This window comes from Methanomassiliicoccales archaeon, from assembly GCA_035527755.1.
Classification (GTDB): Archaea; Thermoplasmatota; Thermoplasmata; order Methanomassiliicoccales; family UBA472; genus UBA472.
On record DATKZX010000002.1, the window covers coordinates 125,521 to 145,354 of the forward strand.

Annotated in this window: 23 protein-coding genes; 22 read left to right on the forward strand and 1 reads right to left on the reverse strand. The window is 58.0% G+C overall.

All coding sequences use genetic code 11. The features are described 5' to 3' along the window. The first annotated feature begins 138 nt into the window (after positions 1–138). The 11 genes from VMW85_01020 to VMW85_01070 all read left to right on the forward strand — a co-directional run bounded on the left by VMW85_01020 (position 139) and on the right by VMW85_01070 (position 9,039). Positions 139–1,461, forward strand: a complete 1,323-nt coding sequence (locus VMW85_01020) for an anthranilate synthase component I family protein (GenBank protein ID HUT26616.1) — start codon at positions 139–141, stop codon at positions 1,459–1,461. Further along, entirely contained in the window at positions 1,458–2,045 is a 588-nt protein-coding gene (locus tag VMW85_01025; GenBank protein HUT26617.1) for an aminodeoxychorismate/anthranilate synthase component II, read from the forward strand. The genes VMW85_01020 and VMW85_01025 overlap by 4 nt, the downstream gene beginning before the upstream one ends. Before the next feature lie 2 nt (positions 2,046–2,047). Further along, positions 2,048–3,043, forward strand: coding sequence for an anthranilate phosphoribosyltransferase (gene trpD / locus VMW85_01030; GenBank protein ID HUT26618.1), 996 nt, complete (start codon positions 2,048–2,050; stop codon positions 3,041–3,043). Then, on the forward strand, positions 3,043–3,840 hold the full coding sequence (locus tag VMW85_01035) for an indole-3-glycerol-phosphate synthase (protein HUT26619.1): 798 nt from the start codon (positions 3,043–3,045) through the stop codon (positions 3,838–3,840). Before trpD ends, VMW85_01035 begins: the two co-directional genes overlap by 1 nt. Next, positions 3,837–4,457 carry a phosphoribosylanthranilate isomerase gene (locus tag VMW85_01040; GenBank protein ID HUT26620.1) on the forward strand — a complete coding sequence of 207 codons (621 nt, stop codon included), beginning with the start codon at positions 3,837–3,839 and terminating at the stop codon, positions 4,455–4,457. Before VMW85_01035 ends, VMW85_01040 begins: the two co-directional genes overlap by 4 nt. Further along, positions 4,454–5,626 carry a tryptophan synthase subunit beta gene (gene trpB / locus VMW85_01045; protein ID HUT26621.1) on the forward strand — a complete coding sequence of 391 codons (1,173 nt, stop codon included), beginning with the start codon at positions 4,454–4,456 and terminating at the stop codon, positions 5,624–5,626. The genes VMW85_01040 and trpB overlap by 4 nt, the downstream gene beginning before the upstream one ends. Further along, positions 5,623–6,432 (forward strand): tryptophan synthase subunit alpha, encoded by an 810-nt coding sequence (gene trpA, locus VMW85_01050; protein HUT26622.1) that lies wholly within the window; start codon positions 5,623–5,625, stop codon positions 6,430–6,432. Before trpB ends, trpA begins: the two co-directional genes overlap by 4 nt. 84 nt (positions 6,433–6,516) lie before the next feature. Next, positions 6,517–7,182, forward strand: coding sequence for an energy-coupling factor ABC transporter permease (locus VMW85_01055; GenBank protein HUT26623.1), 666 nt, complete (start codon positions 6,517–6,519; stop codon positions 7,180–7,182). Continuing rightward, the gene (locus VMW85_01060) at positions 7,179–7,457 is read left to right on the forward strand and encodes a hypothetical protein (GenBank protein ID HUT26624.1); all 279 of its coding nucleotides are present in this window, start codon (positions 7,179–7,181) and stop codon (positions 7,455–7,457) included. Before VMW85_01055 ends, VMW85_01060 begins: the two co-directional genes overlap by 4 nt. Positions 7,458–7,507: 50 nt before the next feature. Continuing rightward, positions 7,508–8,236: a cobalt ECF transporter T component CbiQ gene (cbiQ, locus tag VMW85_01065; GenBank protein HUT26625.1), complete on the forward strand. Its 729-nt coding sequence runs from the start codon at positions 7,508–7,510 to the stop codon at positions 8,234–8,236. After that, positions 8,218–9,039 carry an ABC transporter ATP-binding protein gene (locus tag VMW85_01070; GenBank protein HUT26626.1) on the forward strand — a complete coding sequence of 274 codons (822 nt, stop codon included), beginning with the start codon at positions 8,218–8,220 and terminating at the stop codon, positions 9,037–9,039. Before cbiQ ends, VMW85_01070 begins: the two co-directional genes overlap by 19 nt. Here VMW85_01070 and VMW85_01075 read toward each other — a convergent pair. After that, on the reverse strand, positions 9,027–9,806 hold the full coding sequence (locus VMW85_01075; protein ID HUT26627.1) for a uroporphyrinogen-III synthase: 780 nt from the start codon (positions 9,804–9,806) through the stop codon (positions 9,027–9,029). The two genes, VMW85_01070 and VMW85_01075, sit on opposite strands and share 13 nt — an antisense overlap. A 135-nt stretch (positions 9,807–9,941) precedes the next feature. Between VMW85_01075 and VMW85_01080 the strand changes: the two genes are divergently transcribed. The 11 genes from VMW85_01080 (at position 9,942) to VMW85_01130 (ending at position 19,810) form a co-directional block, all read left to right on the forward strand. Next, positions 9,942–10,376 carry a VOC family protein gene (locus VMW85_01080; GenBank protein HUT26628.1) on the forward strand — a complete coding sequence of 145 codons (435 nt, stop codon included), beginning with the start codon at positions 9,942–9,944 and terminating at the stop codon, positions 10,374–10,376. Between the two features lie 53 nt (positions 10,377–10,429). Continuing rightward, positions 10,430–11,194, forward strand: a complete 765-nt coding sequence (locus tag VMW85_01085) for an ABC transporter ATP-binding protein (GenBank protein ID HUT26629.1) — start codon at positions 10,430–10,432, stop codon at positions 11,192–11,194. A 9-nt stretch (positions 11,195–11,203) separates the two neighbouring features. Continuing rightward, positions 11,204–12,421, forward strand: a complete 1,218-nt coding sequence (locus VMW85_01090; GenBank protein HUT26630.1) for a SufD family Fe-S cluster assembly protein — start codon at positions 11,204–11,206, stop codon at positions 12,419–12,421. 108 nt (positions 12,422–12,529) lie between these two features. Continuing rightward, positions 12,530–12,988, forward strand: a complete 459-nt coding sequence (locus VMW85_01095; protein ID HUT26631.1) for a hypothetical protein — start codon at positions 12,530–12,532, stop codon at positions 12,986–12,988. 36 nt (positions 12,989–13,024) lie between these two features. Then, positions 13,025–13,822: an ATP cone domain-containing protein gene (locus VMW85_01100; protein ID HUT26632.1), complete on the forward strand. Its 798-nt coding sequence runs from the start codon at positions 13,025–13,027 to the stop codon at positions 13,820–13,822. Beyond that, positions 13,819–14,907: a UDP-N-acetylglucosamine 2-epimerase (non-hydrolyzing) gene (gene wecB, locus VMW85_01105; protein HUT26633.1), complete on the forward strand. Its 1,089-nt coding sequence runs from the start codon at positions 13,819–13,821 to the stop codon at positions 14,905–14,907. Before VMW85_01100 ends, wecB begins: the two co-directional genes overlap by 4 nt. A 44-nt stretch (positions 14,908–14,951) precedes the next feature. Next, complete coding sequence (locus VMW85_01110) at positions 14,952–15,587, forward strand: helix-turn-helix domain-containing protein (protein HUT26634.1); 636 nt, start codon at positions 14,952–14,954, stop codon at positions 15,585–15,587. A 10-nt stretch (positions 15,588–15,597) separates the two neighbouring features. Continuing rightward, positions 15,598–16,437: an Mrp/NBP35 family ATP-binding protein gene (locus VMW85_01115; protein HUT26635.1), complete on the forward strand. Its 840-nt coding sequence runs from the start codon at positions 15,598–15,600 to the stop codon at positions 16,435–16,437. A gap of 1 nt (position 16,438) precedes the next feature. Further along, positions 16,439–16,768, forward strand: a complete 330-nt coding sequence (locus VMW85_01120) for a NifB/NifX family molybdenum-iron cluster-binding protein (GenBank protein ID HUT26636.1) — start codon at positions 16,439–16,441, stop codon at positions 16,766–16,768. 625 nt (positions 16,769–17,393) lie between these two features. Further along, on the forward strand, positions 17,394–18,194 hold the full coding sequence (locus tag VMW85_01125; GenBank protein HUT26637.1) for a universal stress protein: 801 nt from the start codon (positions 17,394–17,396) through the stop codon (positions 18,192–18,194). Then, entirely contained in the window at positions 18,191–19,810 is a 1,620-nt protein-coding gene (locus VMW85_01130) for a cation acetate symporter (GenBank protein HUT26638.1), read from the forward strand. The genes VMW85_01125 and VMW85_01130 overlap by 4 nt, the downstream gene beginning before the upstream one ends. Positions 19,811–19,834: the final 24 nt, after the last annotated feature.

Sequence of the window (19,834 nt, forward strand, 5' to 3'; positions counted from 1 at the left end):
GTCCTGAAAATATCGTTATCTAAAAATTTTGTAAACGGCCATCTTATTCAATTCCGTACTTTTCTATTATAATAATAAGTTATTGTATTATAAAATTCAATAATGCTTATATATGGCCATTAATGTGCACACATCATCATGAAAAGAACCCCTAGGACCGTATACGAAGAGGTGGACCTGCGCCTATCCCCGGCCGAGGCCTACGCCAGGTTGAGGAGGGGCAGTGATGCCTCTTTCCTCCTGGAGAGCGCTGAAGGGTCCTCCCGCACCGTAGCCTATTCGTTCCTGGGCGCCTCCCCTGTGAAGATATTGCGAGGGGAGGGAGAACATCAGGGATTGGACCAGGTGCGGGAGGTCATGGCCGCGAGAGCGGGTGTGCCCTCCCCTTTCCCGTTCATGGGCGGGTTGGTAGGATATTTCTCCTACCATTTGGTCAATTCGTTCGAGGAAGGTTTGGACCTCAGTTCCGGAGGTTTCCCCAGCTATGAGCTCGGACTTTACGATAGAGGGTTGATCTATGATCATTCCGCGTTCAAGGTCTACTACTTTCACCCCGAGGGAGAAAAGGACGCCCCCCCATTGTTCGAGAACGACGGAGCGTTGACGGAGGATGAGTTCAGGCTGGAGGAGAGGTCGTCCGCTACGTTGCAGCAGGATTACGAGCATGGGGTGCGCAACATCAAGGGAAGGATATTGGACGGAGAGGCCTTCCAAGTGGTGCTTTCGGGGTTTGAAGAGCACCGGTTCCAGGGAGATCCGTTCCAACTATACCTACGCCTGAGGCAGGTCAACCCCTCCCCCTACATGTTCTACTTGGACTTCGGGGAGCGCAAAGTGCTGGGTTCCAGCCCGGAGACCCTGGTGACGGTACGGGAGAACGAGGCCACCACCTATCCCATCGCCGGGACCCGACCTCTTGGCTCCGATCTTCTGGAAAGACGTAGCAATCGCCGTGAGATGTTAGCTGATGAAAAGGAAAGGGCCGAGCACGTGATGCTGGTGGACCTGGCCCGCAACGATCTGGGAAAGGTCTGTGATTACGGCAGCGTGGAGGTGGCCGATCTCATGAGAGTGGAGGAGTACAGCCACGTGCAGCACATGGTGTCCCGGGTAAGGGGGATCCTCCGTTCCGACCGGGACTCTTTGGACGCGTTCGCCGCGGTGTTCCCCGCGGGTACGGTGAGCGGGGCACCCAAGCACCGGGCCATGCGGCTCATTGAATCCTTGGAGAGCAGAGGGAGGGGACCATACGCCGGAGCGGTCGGCTACATCTCGGACCAGGGGGACCTGGACACCGCCATCACCATTCGCTCCGCGTTCGTCAATGGCGATCACATCTATCTGCAGGCCGGAGCGGGCATCGTCATGGACTCGGTGCCGGAAAGGGAATATCAGGAGTGCGTGAGCAAACTGGGGGCGGTGCATCGGTCCCTCAACATGTGTGCGGGGGGAAGGACATGAGACCACGGGTGCTGCTCATAGACAATTATGACTCGTTCGTCTACAACCTGGCGCACTCATTGGCCATGGCCGGGGGGGAACCGGTGGTGTTGAGGAACGATCGATTGGACCTCGTTTCCGCCAGGTCCGAATATCAAGGCATAGTCATCTCGCCCGGGCCTGGACACCCGGCCAATATCGGCGATTTCGGCAGCTGCGGAGAGGTGCTCAGGAAGCTTTCACCCACCATCCCCACCTTAGGCGTCTGTCTAGGGCACCAGGGTATCGCCCAGGTATTCGGCGGAACCGTCCTTCGCGCTCCCACGCCCATGCATGGCAAGGTCTCAGAGATACGACACGACCGGGAGGGAATATTCCGAGGACTGCCCTCCCCCTTGAAGGTGGGAAGGTATCACTCCCTATGCGTACGGGAAGACGACCTTCCCTCGGAGATCGTGGTCACGGCGCGCAGCGAGGACGGTACGGTCATGGGACTGCGCCATCGTTCCTATCCCATCGAAGGGGTGCAGTTCCATCCAGAATCATTGCTGACCGAAAGAGGACAGGAGCTGATCGACAACTTTGTTTCCTCATTGGGAGGATGACCATGTCCCAGACCGAGCGTCTTTTCCAAGCGCAGAGGTTCGCCACCGAGATCTTGAACGGCCGGATGACCGATCAGGTCATCGCCGACCGACTGCAGGATATGGGCCGGCGGGGGGAGAGCGCCGAGGAGATGCTGGGCATTGCCAATACATTCTACGGCCTCTGCAACCGTCTGTCAACCGTTCACCCCATGGTAATGGACGTTTGCGGCACCGGGGGTGCGGCGGTCCGCAGCTTCAACGTCAGTACCATCAGCGCCTTCGTCCTGGCGGCGGCCGGTGTGCCCGTGGCCAAGCACGGCAATCGTTCCTCTCAGGGACGGTGCGGCAGCGCCGACCTGCTGGAGGCCATGGGAGCGGACATATCGCCTGGCCCGGAACGGTCCGCGAAGATGCTGGACAGCATCTCCTTCACCTTCCTGTTCGCCCCCGCCTATCATCCGGCCATGCGACACGTGGTTAGGGCCAGGCGGCTGGTGTCGGACCGCACCATATTCAACATCATAGGTCCGCTCATGAACCCCGTGCTCGGTCCCCGAAGACAGTTGATGGGTGTCTGTTCCCCAGAACTACTGGAGACCGTTCCCTCGGTATTGCGGTCCCTGGGAGTGGACCGGGCCATGATAGTGCACGGTCTTCCGGGCATGGACGAGGTATCTCTCTGCGGAAGTACCTTGGTGGCCGAGCTGAAAGGAGAGGATGTGGAAAGGTACGAGATATGTCCGGAGGAGCAGGGACTGAAGCGCTGTCATGAAAACAAGGTCAGGGAACTGACACCTCAGGCCTCGGTCCGCGTCTGCATCGACCTCCTGCGAGGGAAGGCCAACGAACGGCGGGACATGGTATTGTTCAATTGCGCCTGCGCCCTCTATGTCTTTGGCAGTGCGTCCAGCATAGCTGCGGGCCTTTCCTTGGCGGAACGGGTCATTGACAGCGGCAATGCCTTCTCCAAGATGCAGCAGTATATCCTGGCCAGCAATGGCGGGGAGGCGGTCTGATGCTCAGAGGGGTAGAGGACCGGTTATCGCTCCTGGTCCGCAATGCCCGGGAGCTGGTGGATTGCGGGTTCTATTCCCATCGGTCGACCCGATACGGGAGGGATCAGAACTGCATCCGACCCTCATTGGTGAAGGAGGTGAAAGACCGTCCGAACTTCCCCATAGTGGCCGAGGTCAAGCTGGCCTCCCCTACGGCTGGGCGTCTCGGCACACATTTGGCCGAAGAGCTGATCGATGATTACCGTCAGGGCGGGGCGGCGGCATTGTCGGTGCTCACCGAACCCCGGTTCTTTCTGGGCTCCCTGCGCTATCTCGAGCTGGCCGCCAGGACCGGACTTCCGGTGATGATGAAGGATTTCATCATTGACCAGGTACAGATAGAGACAGCCTCCCGTCTGGGGGCGTCGGCCGTTTTGCTCATAGAGGGGATATTCGACCGGGAATTGGCCACCGGAAGGGACGCTCTCATCGATAAGGCCCATGAGACCGGAATGGAAGTGGTCCTGGAAGCCTCGACCTTAACGGAACTAGAAGGGGCGATAGGTAGTAAAGCTGACATCCTGGCCTTCAACCAACGGGACCTGCGCACCTTCCGACAGGGACCGAACGACACGGGACCGGCATTGAGCGTGATCGGACGGGACGGCCGACCGGCCATGGTCATGAGCATGATGAACGGTAAGGAGGACGTGCGCCGCATGCGGGACATGGGCGCCTCCTGCGTACTGATCGGTTCGGCCTTGAGCGGTTCTCCCTGCCCCCGCGACAAGCTGTCCTCCATGAGGATGGTCCGATGACCGCGGTGAAGATATGCGGCATGCGTACCTTCGCCGATCTGGAGACCTGTCGCCAGGCGGACTACCTGGGTTTTGTGGTCCTTTCCGATTCGCCTAGGAACCTGGAACTGAGCACAGCTCAGGAGCTTATGTCCTGCTGCGGCAACCTCCGGGTGGCGGTGACCACTGAGCGGAGGCCGAGGGAGCTTGAAAATATGGTGATGGACCTTGAACCGGACGTGCTACAGTTGCATTCCCCCCTGGACCGGAAGCTGTTGGCTTCGTTGAGCGGCATGGGGGTGCACCTGTGGGGCATGTTGCCAGCAACAACGGACGTCATCATCGACGCCGGATGCTTGCATGAATGTCAGGCCTTGGTCCTGGATACGCCAAGCGAGAGGCTAGGTGGGAGCGGCAAGGTCCACGATTGGGACCTCAGCCGAAGAATTAACCGTATGATCAGGCCGCTACCGCTGGTACTGGCCGGGGGGCTTCGCCCGGATAATGTCCCGGAGGCGATAGCCAAAGTGGTCCCTTTCGCCGTGGACGTTTCCAGCGGTGTCGAGGAAGACGGGATCAAGGACCGACGGAAGGTCGATGAGTTCATAACGAACGTGAAAAGAGTTGATGGATCATGAATTCAAGGTTCGGTGTGTATGGGGGGCAATACGTGCCTGAAGTACTGGTACCCGCGCTCCAGGAACTGGAGAGAGAGTACCTGGTGGCTCGGAAGGACCCAGTGTTCCTAAATGAGCTGGAGAGCTACAACCGTCACTACGGTGGAAGGGAGACCCCTCTTTATTTCGCCCGGCGATTGACGGAACGTTGCGGCGGCGCGAAGATATACCTGAAACGGGAGGACCTTTGCCATGGTGGAGCCCACAAGTTCAACAACGTCATGGGCCAGGCACTCCTGGCCCGCCGCATGGGCAAGAAAAGACTGATCGCCGAGACCGGGGCTGGTCAACATGGCACGGCCACTGCCATGGCCGCGGCGGTACTTGGATTGAAGGCGGAGATCTACATGGGAGAGATAGACGTTGCTAGACAGCGCATGAACGTCTTCCGCATGAAACTGATGGGGGCGAAGGTTCACGAAGTGAGGTCCGGCTCCAAACTGCTCAAGGACGCCATTAACGAAGCTTTACGCGATTGGTCCGGGAGCGTGGAGCATACCTATTATCTTCTAGGCACCGCCGCCGGTCCGCATCCCTATCCCACCATGGTGCGGGACTTCCAGAGCGTCATCGGCCGGGAGATACGCCAGCAGCTTCAGGAGGCCGAGGGTTGCCTGCCAGACCTGCTGGTTGCCTGCGTGGGCGGGGGAAGCAACGCCATCGGGACCTTCCACCCGTTCATAGAGGACCCCGGGGTCAGACTGCTCGGCGCGGAGGCGGCCGGGGAAGGGCTGGAGACCGGGCATCATTCCGCCTCCTTGTCCATAGGGGAGGTCGGGGTTCTGCAGGGATGCAAATCGTATCTGCTTCAGGACGAGCATGGCATGATCCAGGAGGCGCACAGCATCGCCCCGGGACTGGACTATCCAGGCGTCGGTCCAGAACATAGTTTCCTGAAGGACCTGAAACGCGCCGAATACGTGGGCGTCACCGACAAGGAGGCCTTGGAGTCCTTTATCACCTTGTCCCAGGTGGAAGGGATCATTCCCGCCCTGGAGAGCGCGCATGCCGTCTCCGCCGGAATGAACGAGGCGTCGTCCATGTCCAAGGACCAGGTGGTGGTCATAACCATCTCCGGCCGGGGGGACAAGGACCTGGAGACGGTGTTCGACATGGGGGTGGTCGAGTGAGCCGTTTGCAAAAGACATTCGTCGACGCCCGTGCGGAGGGGCGCACCGCCTTGATATGCTATCTGATGGCCGGGGTGCCCTCGCCAGAGGATTTCGTGAAAATGGCCGTGGCCTGCCTGGAGGGCGGGGCGGACGTTCTGGAGATAGGCGTGCCTTTCTCCGATCCGTTGGCCGACGGTCCGGTCATTCAGCTGGCGGCAGTACGCGCCCTGGAGAACAAGGTGACCCCCCCGATGGTCATGGACATGGTACGTGAACTGAGGAGTAGGACCGATCGACCCATTGTGCTCATGGGCTATTACAACCCCATCTTCCGCATGGGGGAGGAGCGGTTCGTGGATGCTTGCCGGAGCGCCGGAGCGGACGGCCTGATCGTGCCGGACCTGCCGTTGCACGAGAGCGCCTCCCTGCGCCAAACCTGTCAGGAAAAAGGATTGGACCTTATTCAGTTGACCACCCCGTTGACGCCGGACGACCGGAACAGTGAACTGGTGCATGCCACCTCGGGTTTTCTGTATCTGGTCACACGCACTGGCGTTACCGGAGGAGGATCGGTCATGACGGAAGACCTTCGGAAAATGATAAGCCGGACGCGCTCCGTCGACCTCCACGTCCCCTTGGCCGCCGGATTCGGCATATCTAGACCGGAACAGGTTCGGGCGGCGAGGGACATGGGAGCGGACGGCGTCATAGTCGGCAGCGCTCTTGTCTCCCTGACGCTCAATGGCTCCTCCGCGGATGATCTTAAGGACACCGTCCGCCGTCTAGCATCGGCCTGCGATGCGGAGCGCCCGCGGATTCAATAATTATTTATTTAAGATAGGGGATTTCGTGTTACTAAAATAAAATTCTTAACACCTAAACCCCATATTGAATTTGAGGAGACGATAATGCATATTCCTGACGGTCTGATGGATCCCATGGTGATCATCATGGGCTGGGCCTTGGCCCTGCCGGTCATAGCTTTGGCCATATACAAACTTAATAGAAGCGTTGACGAGCGCATGGTGCCCTTCATGGCCATATTGGCGGCGGGAATATTCGTGGCCCAGATGCTGAACTTCCCGATCGGCGGCGGGACCACCGGTCATCTGATCGGCGCCGCCCTCGCCGTGGTGCTGCTGGGATTGTACGGAGGAATTCTGGTAATGACCACCATCCTGGTCATACAATGTCTTATCTTCGGGGACGGGGGGCTGACCGCACTGGGACTCAATCTTCTCAACATGGCGGTGGTGGCACCACTGGTAGCTTACGGAGGCCTACGCCTGCTGAAAAGGGGAACGACCGAAAAAGGACTGACCGTGCCATTGGCCGCTTGGACCTCGGTCTTCGTCACCGCCCTGTTCTGCGGAGTGCAGATGGGGTTGAGCTATACACTATCCGGAGGGGCGTTCGGCATCGACTGGATCATATCCCTACCGGCCATGGGCATCTATCACGCCTTCATCGCCATCGGTGAGGCCATCATCACCACGGGAGTGGTGCTCTTCCTGAGCAAGGTGGCCCCGGAGACCCTGGAGTTCGGTATGCATCCCCAGGAGGTGTCTGCATGAAAGGTCGATACGTGAAGGCCTCGGTGGTCATCCTGGCGATATTCGCTATCGGACTGGTCGGCTTTTTCGCCCTTTCCGCCGCCTTCCCAGACGGTCTGGAGAAGATAATGGAGGAGAATGGAGTGGATGAGGGCGATCAGGTCTACACCGCCCCCCTGAGCTACGGCGACGACTACGGCGGTGCTTTGATGGCCGGGATAATCGGCTTCGGTATCACCTTCGGTTTGGTATTCCTTTATCTTAAAGGTATGAAGGCCCGTGAGAAGCCGCAATAGGACATTTCCTCCTATACCCCCTCTCGAGGCCTCGAACAGGAAAGTTGAACATGGAACAGCACGTGGACAGGTTCGCCGGGGATTCCTGGTTGTCAAGTTTCGACCCCCGAGTCAAAATGCTCTGCGTGTTCGCGTTGGCGGTGCTTGTGGCCACCCTCACCCAGGTCGGGGCCCTCCTTCCGGTCCTCCTGTTCGCTCTCGGCCTGGTGATGGTGTCACGCATCCCGTTCCTTCATCTGGCCAAAGGATATGCCTTGGCCTTCCCCTTCGTCCTCTTCGCCTCCTTGACGATGCTGTTCACTTCCGGAGGGGAGAACGCCCTGGCCATGGGACTGAGGGTGTCGACCTCGGTATTGCTCTTACTGGTGATGGTGTCGTCCACCCCCTTCATGGACGTGCTGTGGACCCTGCGATGGTTCAGAATGCCGATGATACTCAGCAACATGATCATGTTCACCTATCGATTCATATTCGTCATGCTGGACGAATCGGAACGCATGCGCCTGGCCCGCAGGTCCCGAGGGTTCAAGGGAGGAAGGTCCCTTCTTGATCGGGAGGCGTTCAAGGTATTGTCGAACACCATCGGCATGCTGTTCCTTCGCTCGTACCGTCGGGCCAGTCGGGTCTACGTGGCACTGCTCTCACGCGGGTACGATGGGACCATCAGGGGGGTCACCTCCTTCAGATTGAGGGGCAGGGACGCGGCCTTCAGCCTGGCGTTCGTTATAATAGGCACTTTGACATTATCCAGGCAGATGGGGTGGTACCTCTGGCCGTGATCTCCCTCAAGAACGTTCGTTTCGAATATCCCGGGCGACACCTCGCCCTCGATGATGTGAGCCTGGAAGTGGCGGAAGGAGAGCGCGTGGCCTTGATCGGCCCCAACGGGGCCGGGAAGAGCACCCTGCTGCACCTCATGGCCGCCCTGGACTTCCCTCAGGCCGGGGAGGTCATCGTGGCCGGAAGGAAAGTGGAGCGCAAAGGGGCGGCGGAGACCAGGAAGCAGGTGGGATTCCTGTTCCAGGACCCGGACGACCAGGTGTTCATGCCTAGCGTCTGGGAGGACGTGGCCTTCGGACCTTTGAACATGGGGCTTCCGGAAGAGGAGGTTCGCCACCGGGTGGAGAAGGCCTTGGAGGAAAGCGGTGCGTCCCATCTGTCAAAAAGAGTGCCGCAGAACCTCTCGCTGGGGGAGAAGAAGCGGGTGGCCGTTGCCGGACTCCTCTCCATGTCCCCACCGGTGCTGCTTCTGGACGAACCCACTGCGAACCTGGACCCTCAAGGTCGCCGGGACCTGTTGAACATCCTTTCCGGGCTGAAGCAGAGCATGGTCATCGCCACGCACGATCTGGCGTTGGCGTTCGAGTTGGCCGACCGGGCGGTGGTGCTGAACAAGAAAGTGCTCTTCGACGGCAGCATTCACGAACTGGTGAAGATGCCGGAGGTTCTGAAGGAGGCGAACTTGGAACTGCCCAGCTTTTCCCGCCTGATGATGATGTACCGTCAGCATGTGGGCGCTGATTTCGAGCCCCCTCTGACCGTTGAAGAGGCCTTCGAACTTCTGAAGGATCACAGGTCGTGAAGCAGTTCCTTCAGCAACTGCTCCGGGGTGGTCTTCGTGGGGACCATGTCCACCTTCACCCCGTGCTCCTCCAGCCGCTTCCTTGTCTCAGGACCCATGGCTGCCACCGTCACCCCTTCGAGCATCAATGGCAGTTCCTCCACATCGCAGCGTTCGATCAACTGTAGAAGGAACGCTTGCACGTGGGCAGGGGTGGGGAACACAAGTACGTCGACCTTTCCTTCCTCCAGACGGTCCAGCAGGGAGATCATCATCTCCGATTCATCCAGCAGCAGGGAGTAAACCTTGACCTCCACCACCTTCCAGCCGGCATCCTCGAGACCTTTGATCAATTGGGGGGACCCCTGGTCCGAACGCAATATTGCCACCGTTCCCCGGCGCTCCTTTCGGTTGAGATGACCGACCAGCGAATCGGTGGTGGCCTCAGGGGCTTCGGACGACACCGTCAGGCCGTGTTGTTCGGCGCGACCGGTGGTCCTTTCACCAATGGTTACCAGCTCCGTTCTCCTGGTGGCATCCTGCAGACGCTCCAGCATATTACGGTCGCGGGCCATGACCACCGCGGCCTCGATGGCCGTCGGGCATGTTGCCACCAGCACATCGTACCTCCCGGAGAACAGGTCGACCAGGAACAGCGAGAAATCGACGTCGTCCATGGGGACCGCCCGTACCGGTGAGACACATATGAAATCCGCCAAATGGCGATGCTCCCGGCACAACGGTGTCCAACGCTCCGGCGGCCCCATTATGGCGACGACCTTCTTCATGCCCCGGGGATGAGCGCTCCGGATTAATTACTTTCTCGACCCCCCACCATAGGGCGTCCATCGCCCGTGACATGATGGGAAGGGGGGCTGCCCGGAACGCGCTGGACCGATGTCGTTTTATCGTCCCAGGAGGATATGGTCATCATGCCTATCGGCGATCCCATGGGAAGCAACGAACCATTGCTGGAGAAGGGACGATTGACCCGCGTATGGATGACGGCCGTTCCCGTCTCCAACATGGACGACGCGTTGGAGTTCTACATGGAGGCCTTGGGGCTGGAGCTTAGGTACCGGGACGGCGATTGGGCCGAACTGGGACCCAATGAACCATTGGGAAAGGTGGCGCTTTATGTGCCGGGGAAGAACGATCTTCGTAAGCCGGGCGGACCGACCGGGATCGTCCTTTCCTGCGACAGCATGTACGACCTGCACCGTGAGCTGGTGGACGAGGGCGTCGTTTTCAAGATGAAACCGGAAAAACAACCCTGGGGCGGTCTGCTGGCCATCTTCTTGGACGAGGATGAGAACGAGCTAATGGTCATGGAGCACCCTGACCGCTACCGCGAGTGACGGCTCGATATCCTTAACTATTACGCCTAACAATCGCCAGGGAGAGTGGAAAAATGCTGGAGATAGAAAACCTGACCGTCGAGGTTGGCGGCAAGGAGATCTTGCACGACCTGTCGCTTAACGTCATGACCGGTTACACCACCGTGCTGTTCGGGCCCAATGGCTCGGGGAAGTCGACCCTGCTCATGACCATCATGGGCTTTTCGGGCTACAACGTCAAGAGCGGACGCATACTGCTGAACGGAGAGGACATCACCCACATGCCGGTGAACGAGAGGGCCAAGAGAGGCATCGGCATGATGATGCAGCGCCCCCCGAACCTGATGGGGGTCAAATTGAAGGACCTGGTCCGCGTGACCGGGAAGGGCGACATCGACCCGGCGGTATTGGCCAAGGACCTCGACATGACCGCGTTCCTGGACAGGGACGTCAACATCGGTTTCTCCGGAGGGGAGATCAAGCGGTCCGAGATATTGCAACTAGAGGCCCAGGACCCCTGCCTCCTCCTTCTGGATGAACCGGAGAGCGGCGTGGACCTGGTGTCCATAGAGAAATTGGGGGCGAAGGTCCACGATCTTCTACAGGGTACCTCGCACTGCGCTGGTTGGAGGGAACGAAGCGGCAAGGCGGCGCTCATCATCACCCATACCGGGCAGATCCTGGAATATGTCGAAGCGGACCGAGGCTACGTCATGTGCAATGGGACCGTGGCCTGTTCCGGCAACCCCCGTGAACTATTGACGGAGATTCGCAAGATGGGGTACAACGAATGCATCCGCTGCAAGATCAACCGTTCCAACATCAAGGAGAACTTCTGAGGGTTTCCCATGGTTTCCAATGATGAGAAGAAGGCCAAGGACGCCCTGAAAAAGGCGGCAAAGTTCGGGGAGGACATCGACCTGGACGATTACCAGGAGGGAAGCAGGGAACTATCGGCCACCGGGTCGTTCGAGGAACTTTCGGATGACACCAAGGAGACCATGATGGACGCGGGGATCGTGCCCACCGAAAAGGGCAAGGCCGGCAATTTCCTTCTGATGGACAACACCGTGGTACATTCGGCGATGATGGGTTCAGGCGTGGAACTGATGCCCCTGTCGCAGGCGCTCAAGGTCCACGATTGGCTGAAGGACTACATGTGGAAGGCGGTCATGCCGGACACCGACAAGTACACCGCGGAGACCTACCTCCAGAATGCGGACGGCTATTTCATCCGGGCGCTCCCGGGCGCCAAGATCAAAATGCCAGTGCAGACCTGCCTCCTATTAAAGAACCGCAATTCCAAGCAGTACGTGCACAATGTGCTGATAGCCGAGGAGGGGTCCGAGATCGAGGTGGTCACCGGTTGCGCCACCTCCAAGGGGGTGGAGAAAGGGCTGCACCTCGGCATTTCCGAGCTCTTCCTGAAGAAGAACTCCAAGCTGTCGTTCACCATGATACACAACTGGTCGGAGTTCATCGGTGTTCGTCCGCGCAGCGCTATCGTCATGGACGAAGGCGCCACCTACATCAACAATTACATCGCCTTGAAACCGGTGAAGACCATACAGACGTATCCGACGGCGTTCATGAACGGCAAGAACGGCGTGTGCCGCTTCAACTCCATCGCCGTGGCCCACCCTGGCAGCATGATGGACCTGGGCTCCAGAGCGGTTCTGAGCGCCCCTGGATGCCGGGCCGAACTGATCTCCAGGACCATTACCACAGGCGGTACGATCATCGCCCGCGGGCAATTGATCGGCAACTCACCAGGGATCAAGGCGCATCTGGAGTGCAAGGGATTGATACTCAGCGATAAGGGGGTTCAGATCGCCATTCCCGAACTGGAGGCGCGCTTCCCTGACGTGGAGATGACCCATGAGGCCGCCGTGGGCAAGATCGCACAGGACCAGGTGGAATACCTAATGTCCAGGGGACTGAGCGAGGAGGAGGCCGTTGGCATGATAGTGCGCGGCTTCCTGGACGTGGGCATCCGTGGCATTCCTGACCATCTCAAAGCGGAGATAGATAAGGCCTTACGGGAAACGGACGTCCGGGGGTCCTGAGCCTCGGCGATCATTTTTTTATTTTGATCCCTCAAACCATCTGGCAAAAGATTTAACATACTTAAGTGTCATTCGGGCCTGGGGGAGTTTATTATTCTTAAAGGTCAGATGGAGATAGAAGGGGCGGTGCATGATGCTATTGCAAAAATGCGAAGCATCGATAGTGAGGAGATCGCTGTTTTCCTGATCGATCCAGTGGTGCTCTATATTTTGGCGGCCACGTCGAAACGCTGCCTCACCGTATCTGAGATGTCACCGGTGGTCAATCTGCCGGTGGCGACCTGCTACAAACTTGTCTATCAGATGGAGAGCATGGGGCTCATCGCTTGCTGCGGAGCCTCCCGCACCTCTGGCAGGGGAAAGGCCTCGATCTACACCTCCGTATTGAAGGAGATGAGCCTGGACATGAAGAACAGCATGATCAACGTCGTGGTCACCTGGAAGAACGGCCAGACCGCTGAATATCACCGGGACCTGATAGTGCAGACGATCTGTCAACACCCGGTCGATCGCCCCATGAAGGCTGAGATGGACCGGGAAGCGGTCCCTGTTTCAGCGTCCAACTAGTAAGGTTGATTACCCGCATGGACGTTATGGGTAGCCATGCGAGTGGTGAAAAGGTCCGGGGAGATCGAAGATTACGATCCTCGTAAGGCCATCAACGCCATATTGAGAGTGGGGATCTCCCGGGATGACGCGGAAAGCATCCTAGAGTCCCTAAAACCATACCTGTACGACGGCATGACCACCGAGGAGCTCTACCGGCGCATAAGAGCACTTCTCCCCTCCTGCCAAGCGATGAAGTACTCGCTAAAGAAGGCCATAATGCTCATGGGACCGGACGGTCACGCCTTCGAAACGCTCATGGGCCGGGTGTTCCGCGAACTTGGCTATCAGGTCGAACTGCGACAGATCCTTAAAGGCCGCTGCGTCACTCACGAGGTGGACGTGGTCATCCTCAAGGATGGTATCAAGGGCACCGTGGAGTGCAAGTTCCACAACTCTCTGGGGATCAAGTCCAGCATACAGGAGGCCCTGTACACCTGGGGACGTTTCCAGGACCTCAAGGACATCAATGGGGTCACCGTCCCCTGGCTGGTGACCAACACCAAGTTCTCCTCCGACGTGGTCCGCTACGCCAAGTGCGTAGGCATGAACCTCATCGGTTGGAACTATCCCGATGACAATGGACTGGAGAAGCTGGTGCAGAAGGTCGAGATCTATCCGATAACCATCCTGGACATCAAGAGAATGGAGCAGCGGGCATTGCTCGATCACCATTTTGTCATATGCCAAGATATCCTGGAGAGGAGGTCTGAGCTGTTATCGATCCTATCCCGGGAGGCGGGGGAGCGCATCATCAGGAAGGCGGAAGATTTCCGGGAGTGCGCGAAAAGATGAGATTCAGCGTCGTATTGGGCACCCGCCCGGAGATGATCAAGATGTCCCCCATCGTGCGGGAGCTGCAAAGGAATGGGGATGATTTCGATCTGGTGCACACCGGGCAGCACTACTCCTTTGAGATGGACAAGGTGTTCTTCCGCGACCTGGGGCTGCCCGATCCGACCATAAATCTAGAGGTCGGCTCCGGGACGCACGGCGCGCAGACCGGCAAGATGCTCATCGGACTGGAACGGTTCTTCCAGCAGACGGAACCGGACGTGGTCCTGGTGCAGGGAGATACCAACACGGTCCTGGCGGGCGCCTTGGCGGCGGTCAAGTTGAACATCGCCGTCGGTCACGTTGAGGCGGGATTGCGCTCCTTCGATCGCACCATGCCGGAGGAAGTGAACCGGGTCATGGCCGATCATATCTCCGATATGCTCTTTGCACCAACGGCGGTATCCGCGGACAACCTCAGGGCGGAAGGGATAGCTGATGATAGGATACACATCACCGGCAACACCATCGTGGACGCCGTTCGGGAGAACCTTCATCTCGCGGTGGAGAAGGGCGATGCCCTGTTGAGCCTGGGGTTGGTGAAAGGAAAGTACATCCTGACCACCCTGCATCGCCAGGAGAACGTGGATTCCCCGGCCCGCATGAAGAACGTGCTGCTGGGACTGGAACAGGTGAGCATGAATACCGGACTGAAGATCGTCTGGCCCATGCACCCCAGGGCACGCAAGAACCTGGAGCGTTTCCAATTGAGCGTCCCGCCAGGCGTAAAGGTCGTCCAACCTCTGGGCTTTCCAGAGTTCTTGCAGTTAGAGGGCAACGCCGCCCTGGCCCTCACCGACTCCGGCGGAGTTCAGGAGGAATGCTGCATCCTCGACATACCTTGCGTCACCCTGCGCGACAATACGGAAAGGCCGGAGACGGTGCAGGTCGGCGCCAACAAGATCGTGGGAACGGACCCGGTGAGAATAGCTGACGGTGTCCGGGAAATGCTTGGCCGTGACGGTTGGGTCTGCCCCCTGGGAGAGAGTGGTGCTGGCGCCCGCATCGTGGAGATATGCCGGAAGTTCCGAAAGACCTGGGCGTAACCTTTTCTATCCCCGGTGCTTTTGGCTGGATACAGGGTTGAAAAATGATCGAGGCGGTACTGGAAGTGAACATCCCCGACGGGTGGGTGCACGACATTTCTGTCAATTTCGATGTCCCAGTCCGCATTTTGGATTGTATCCCTTTCGGAGACAAGGGGGCCCGTTCCTTCGTCGAACTGGAATGTGACGACCCCGAGATGCAGCAGATCATCTCCCGCGCCATCGAGAAACATCCAGACGTGTGCAAGTGGGAATCATCTGTCACCGATGAAGGTCGCATGCGGGGCATCGCCCTCTTGACCAAGTGCCGCGCCTGCAAGGCCATCATGCGTTCGGATTGTTATCTTCGCAGTGCCAAGACCAAAGGCGGTGGCCTAGTGGAATGGAGGGTCATCGCCGCCAGGGAAAGCGCCCTGGCTCAGATGATCGCGGAACTGAAGCAGGCAGGATGCTCCATCAAGCTTCTGTCAAAAAAGAACTTGGACGATACCAACTTCGTCACCAAACGTCAGGAGATGGCCATCCTTGACGCGTTGGAGAAAGGATATTATGATTATCCCCGCAGAGTAGGGCTCCAGGACCTGGCAAAGAGCTTTGGGGTCACAGCCTCCACCATGGGCGAGATACTGCAAAGAGGGGAAAAGAACATCATCCGGGAGTTCTTCCGGACCAAGATGTGAGGTTGAAAATATGGAAGATTCTGATAAGATCGAAGTCAAGACCATGGATGATAAGGATTACCGTTTGAAGAAGTCCCTGGCCCGAATAAAGCACAAGATCATCGTCATGTCAGGCAAGGGGGGAGTGGGGAAGAGCACCGTCTCGGTGAACCTCGCCATCTCTCTGGCCATAAGAGGTTACGAGGTCGGTATATTGGATGCCGACATTCACGGTCCGAACATCCCCAAGATGCTGAACATCGAGAACGAGTCGGTCATGTCCGATGAGGAAGGGCTGATCCCCGTACTTGTGCCGCCACGCATAAAGGTCATGTCCATGGCCTTCCTGCTTCAGGACCCGGACACCCCAGTGGTGTGGCGTGGACCGATCAAGATGGGCGCCCTGCGCCAGTTCGTTGCCGAGGTGCGATGGGGTGATCTGGACTTCCTGATCGTGGACCTGCCTCCGGGAACGGGCGACGAGCCATTGACCATCGCGCAGCTCATCGATGATGCCGACGGCGCCATCATAGTCACTACACCGCAGGACGTAGCGCTGCTTGATTCGCGCAAGAGCGTCACCTTCGCCCAGGCACTGAAATTACCGGTGCTGGGGATCGTGGAGAACATGAGCGGACTGATCTGTCCCCACTGTCACAACACCATCGACCTGTTCAAGAAGGGCGGCGGGGAAAGGGCCGCCGAGCAGATGGGCGTCCCCTTCCTGGGAAGGGTGCCTCTGGACCCGGAAGTGGTTCTGGGCGGGGACGATGGCATGCCTATCGTGGTCAAGGATAAGGATAACCCTGCCTCCATAGCGTTCGGAGAGATGGTGGACCGCATATTGACCAAGGTCAACAAGGGAGAATGAGATGGTCCGCCTCTGCGTCACCGCCGAGGGGCCTACCCTCGATGATCTGGTAGAGGAGGACTTCGGCCACGCCAAGTACCTGTTGATCGTGGACCCGGACACCTGGGCGGTCGAGGTGAACGACAATCCCAAGAAGTACACCGACGTCGGGCATGGCATCATGACCGCGGAGAACGTGGGCAAGCTGAAGCCCGACGCGGTCCTCACCGGTTTCGCTGGGGACCATGGCCGACGCAAGATGGAGGCCCTGGGGATCAAGCTGATCATGGATGAAGAGGGGACGGTACGCGACGCCGTGAACGGTTATATCCGCCGGCACATGCAGAAGTGACCGAAACCCCTTTGTTCCTTTGATCTCCATCGGAATTCATGGTGATGAACGGAATCGCCTCAAAACGGTGATCGCCGATTTTTTTCATCTAATTAATTCGTAATTATACGAAGTAATTACCTTCCTCGTTCCATCTGGTAATCGATGAATGACGAGTTAATAAAGAGCAAACGAATCGACAATACAGGAAGTGTGTCTTCCCTGAATAACGATTGTTGATGATTATCGTAATAATTCTGCAATTTCAGTAGATAATCTGCTTAGGATATGAGAATATCGTAGTTATTTCAAATAGATTTAAGTATTAATCTCGAAGTAACTTCCTTTATGGATGTCAGATCCCATCCATGCGAAAGCAATAAGCGGCACTGCTCCGCCGGTGCCGGCCCTGATCGGCTAGAGAAAGGGGTTGCCTGGGTGGACCTTCTGGACGACCGTGACGCATGGTGCGCGCTACGGAACGACGGAAGGATTTGTGAACGCGTGGTCCGGAAGCGGATCAAAAACATGAGGGGGGGAGTCGAATAAGCTCCCCGGTCACAATTAACGGACGATCCCTCACGATATGGGCAAATTTAGATCTCGAGAGGGCAACCTCTTGGATGGACCCAGGAGGTGCCGAGTGATGCTGGATAAGATCCTGAACCGCAATAACGGACGAACCAACGGTCAAGAGAACATAATTCTGCTAGCCACCGACGGCTCTAAACCGGCCCTCACCGCCACCAAGAAGGCGGTGGAGCTGGCGAAAGCTACTCGAGCCACTCTTCACGTGGTGTGCGTTAATGAAGATTCGATGAGCTCACCACTGGAAAGAATGGGCGATGATGTGGCTGAGGAGAAGTTGATCGGCATACACTCCAAGGGAGGAGAGGTGGCCATGGAATGGGCTGCCTTGAATTCCGTACCGGCGGTCATAAAGACATACGCGGGAGGACCGGTAGTAGGTGCTATCCTAGACTACGCCAAGCAGATCAAACCATCGTTCATTGTGCTAGGTTCGTCCGGCCGCAGTGGTTGGGAGAGGATCACCCTTGGATCGGTCGCCGAGGGCGTGATGAAGCACTCCCCATACCCGGTGATCATGACCAAAGGGTACAATGACGCGTATATAACCGACATCCTGCAGATCGCACTGGCTAAGCTCATTCCAGAGGAACGGGAGGAAGCCCCGCTGGAGATGGTGGACATAGCGGACCTGCACATAGGACGTAAGCTGGGACTGGCGGTAGGTACCCTGATGGCCTTCCTCGTTCCCTACTTCGGCCTGGGGTTCCTGAACTCCATTGCCCCGGACATCGCTACGGCCAAGGTCTTCGGCGATGCCAATGTGACCGTGGTGTGGGTACTGCTGCTCTTCCCCATCGGATGGATAACCGCCATCATGTTCCACCGCATGGCCAGCAGAATGGAGGGATTTGAATGAGCAGCATAATCGCCATGGTGTTCGTGGTCGGCCTCATAGCGATCTCTCTGGGAGTGGCCGTATACACTAGGCGTTCGGCCAGAACATCCTCGGAGTTCTATGTGGCCGGTCAGAACATCAGCTGGCTTCAGAACGCGCTGGCGCTCACGGGAGACTATCTGAGCGCCGCATCATTCCTGGGTGTGGCCGGCGCCATCGCGGTCTTCGGTATCGACAAGACCTGGGACGGTCTGGGATATTTCGGCGGGTACATAGTGCTGCTCGCTCTGCTGGCAGTGCCCCTGCGGAAGGTGGGTAAGTTCACCACATCCGAGATACTTACCACCCGATTCACGGGCAGCAAGTCCCTGCGTTTCGGAGGTATGCTAGGTGCCGTGGTCATATCCACCTTCTATGTGGTGCCGCAGATCGTGGGCGCGGGAGCCCTGCTGCAGCTGCTGATGGGGTGGAACTACACCTTCTCCGTACTGGTCATAGGAGTGCTGGTGATAGCTTATGTTACCACCGGAGGCATGCGTGCTACCACCTACAACCAGATCATCCAAGGGCTGATACTGTGGGCAGCGATGTTCATCATTCTCATCCTGATGCTGGGAATGACGTTCCACTTCGACCCCGGGGAGGTGTTCACTCAGGCGGACAAAATGATCCCCCCCAAGCTGGCCTCCGGGCTGCTGGCTAACGACCCCACCGTGCCTGACTTCAGTACGTTGACCGCTGAGGAGGCCATAAACTTCGTCAGTGGCAAGTTAACTGGACAGAACACCGCGCTGACTCCTGGTACTTTCGCCCCCAATTGGATGAATACCATAGCCTTAGCGGCCGGACTGGTGTTCGGTACGGCAGGTCTGCCCCATGTACTGACCAGGTACTACACCGTAAGGAAGCCGAAGGACGCCCGCACCAGCACCATCGGGGTGCTGCTGATGATCGGTACCTTCTACATCATGACGGTGTTCGTAGGGTTCGGGGCCATGTATGTACTGTACCCGGACCTCATGGGCTTCTTCATGAACGGACAATCGTCCATAGCCGTGAACATGGCGGTACCGCTGCTTGGTGAACAAACAGGTGGCCAGGTCTTGCTGGGTGTGGCCATAGGCGGAGCCTTCTGTGCCATCCTGAGCACCGTGGCCGGACTGCTGATCACCATAGGGACGACCGTGAGCCACGACTTCTATAAAGAGGTCATCAACAGGAACGCCTCCGATCGCCGCGAAGTGATGGTAGCCAAGCTGTCCATCGTGCTCATGGGTGTAATGGGAGTGGGGATCGGACTGGGAATGGCCAACCAGAACGTGTCCTACCTCGTGACCCTGGCCTTCGGTATGGCGGCCAGTATCTTCTTCCCGGTGCTCTTCATGAGCATCTGGTGGAGGAGGTACACTCGGCAGGGGGCCCTAGCGACCATGATCGCCGGGCTGGTGGTGTCGGTGGTGTTCGTCATCGCCACGCTGACCGGAACGACGAACGTCCTGGGACTGCCGGTGCTTATCAACCCGGCGCTCTACAGCCTGCCGGCGGCCATCATCGCCGGTGTGATCGTGAGCTACCTCACCGATGACGTGGGGGACGTGGACAACTTCATGCGGAAGGCCCACGGGAAGACCGAGTAAACCCTTTTCCAAAATCTTTCTTTT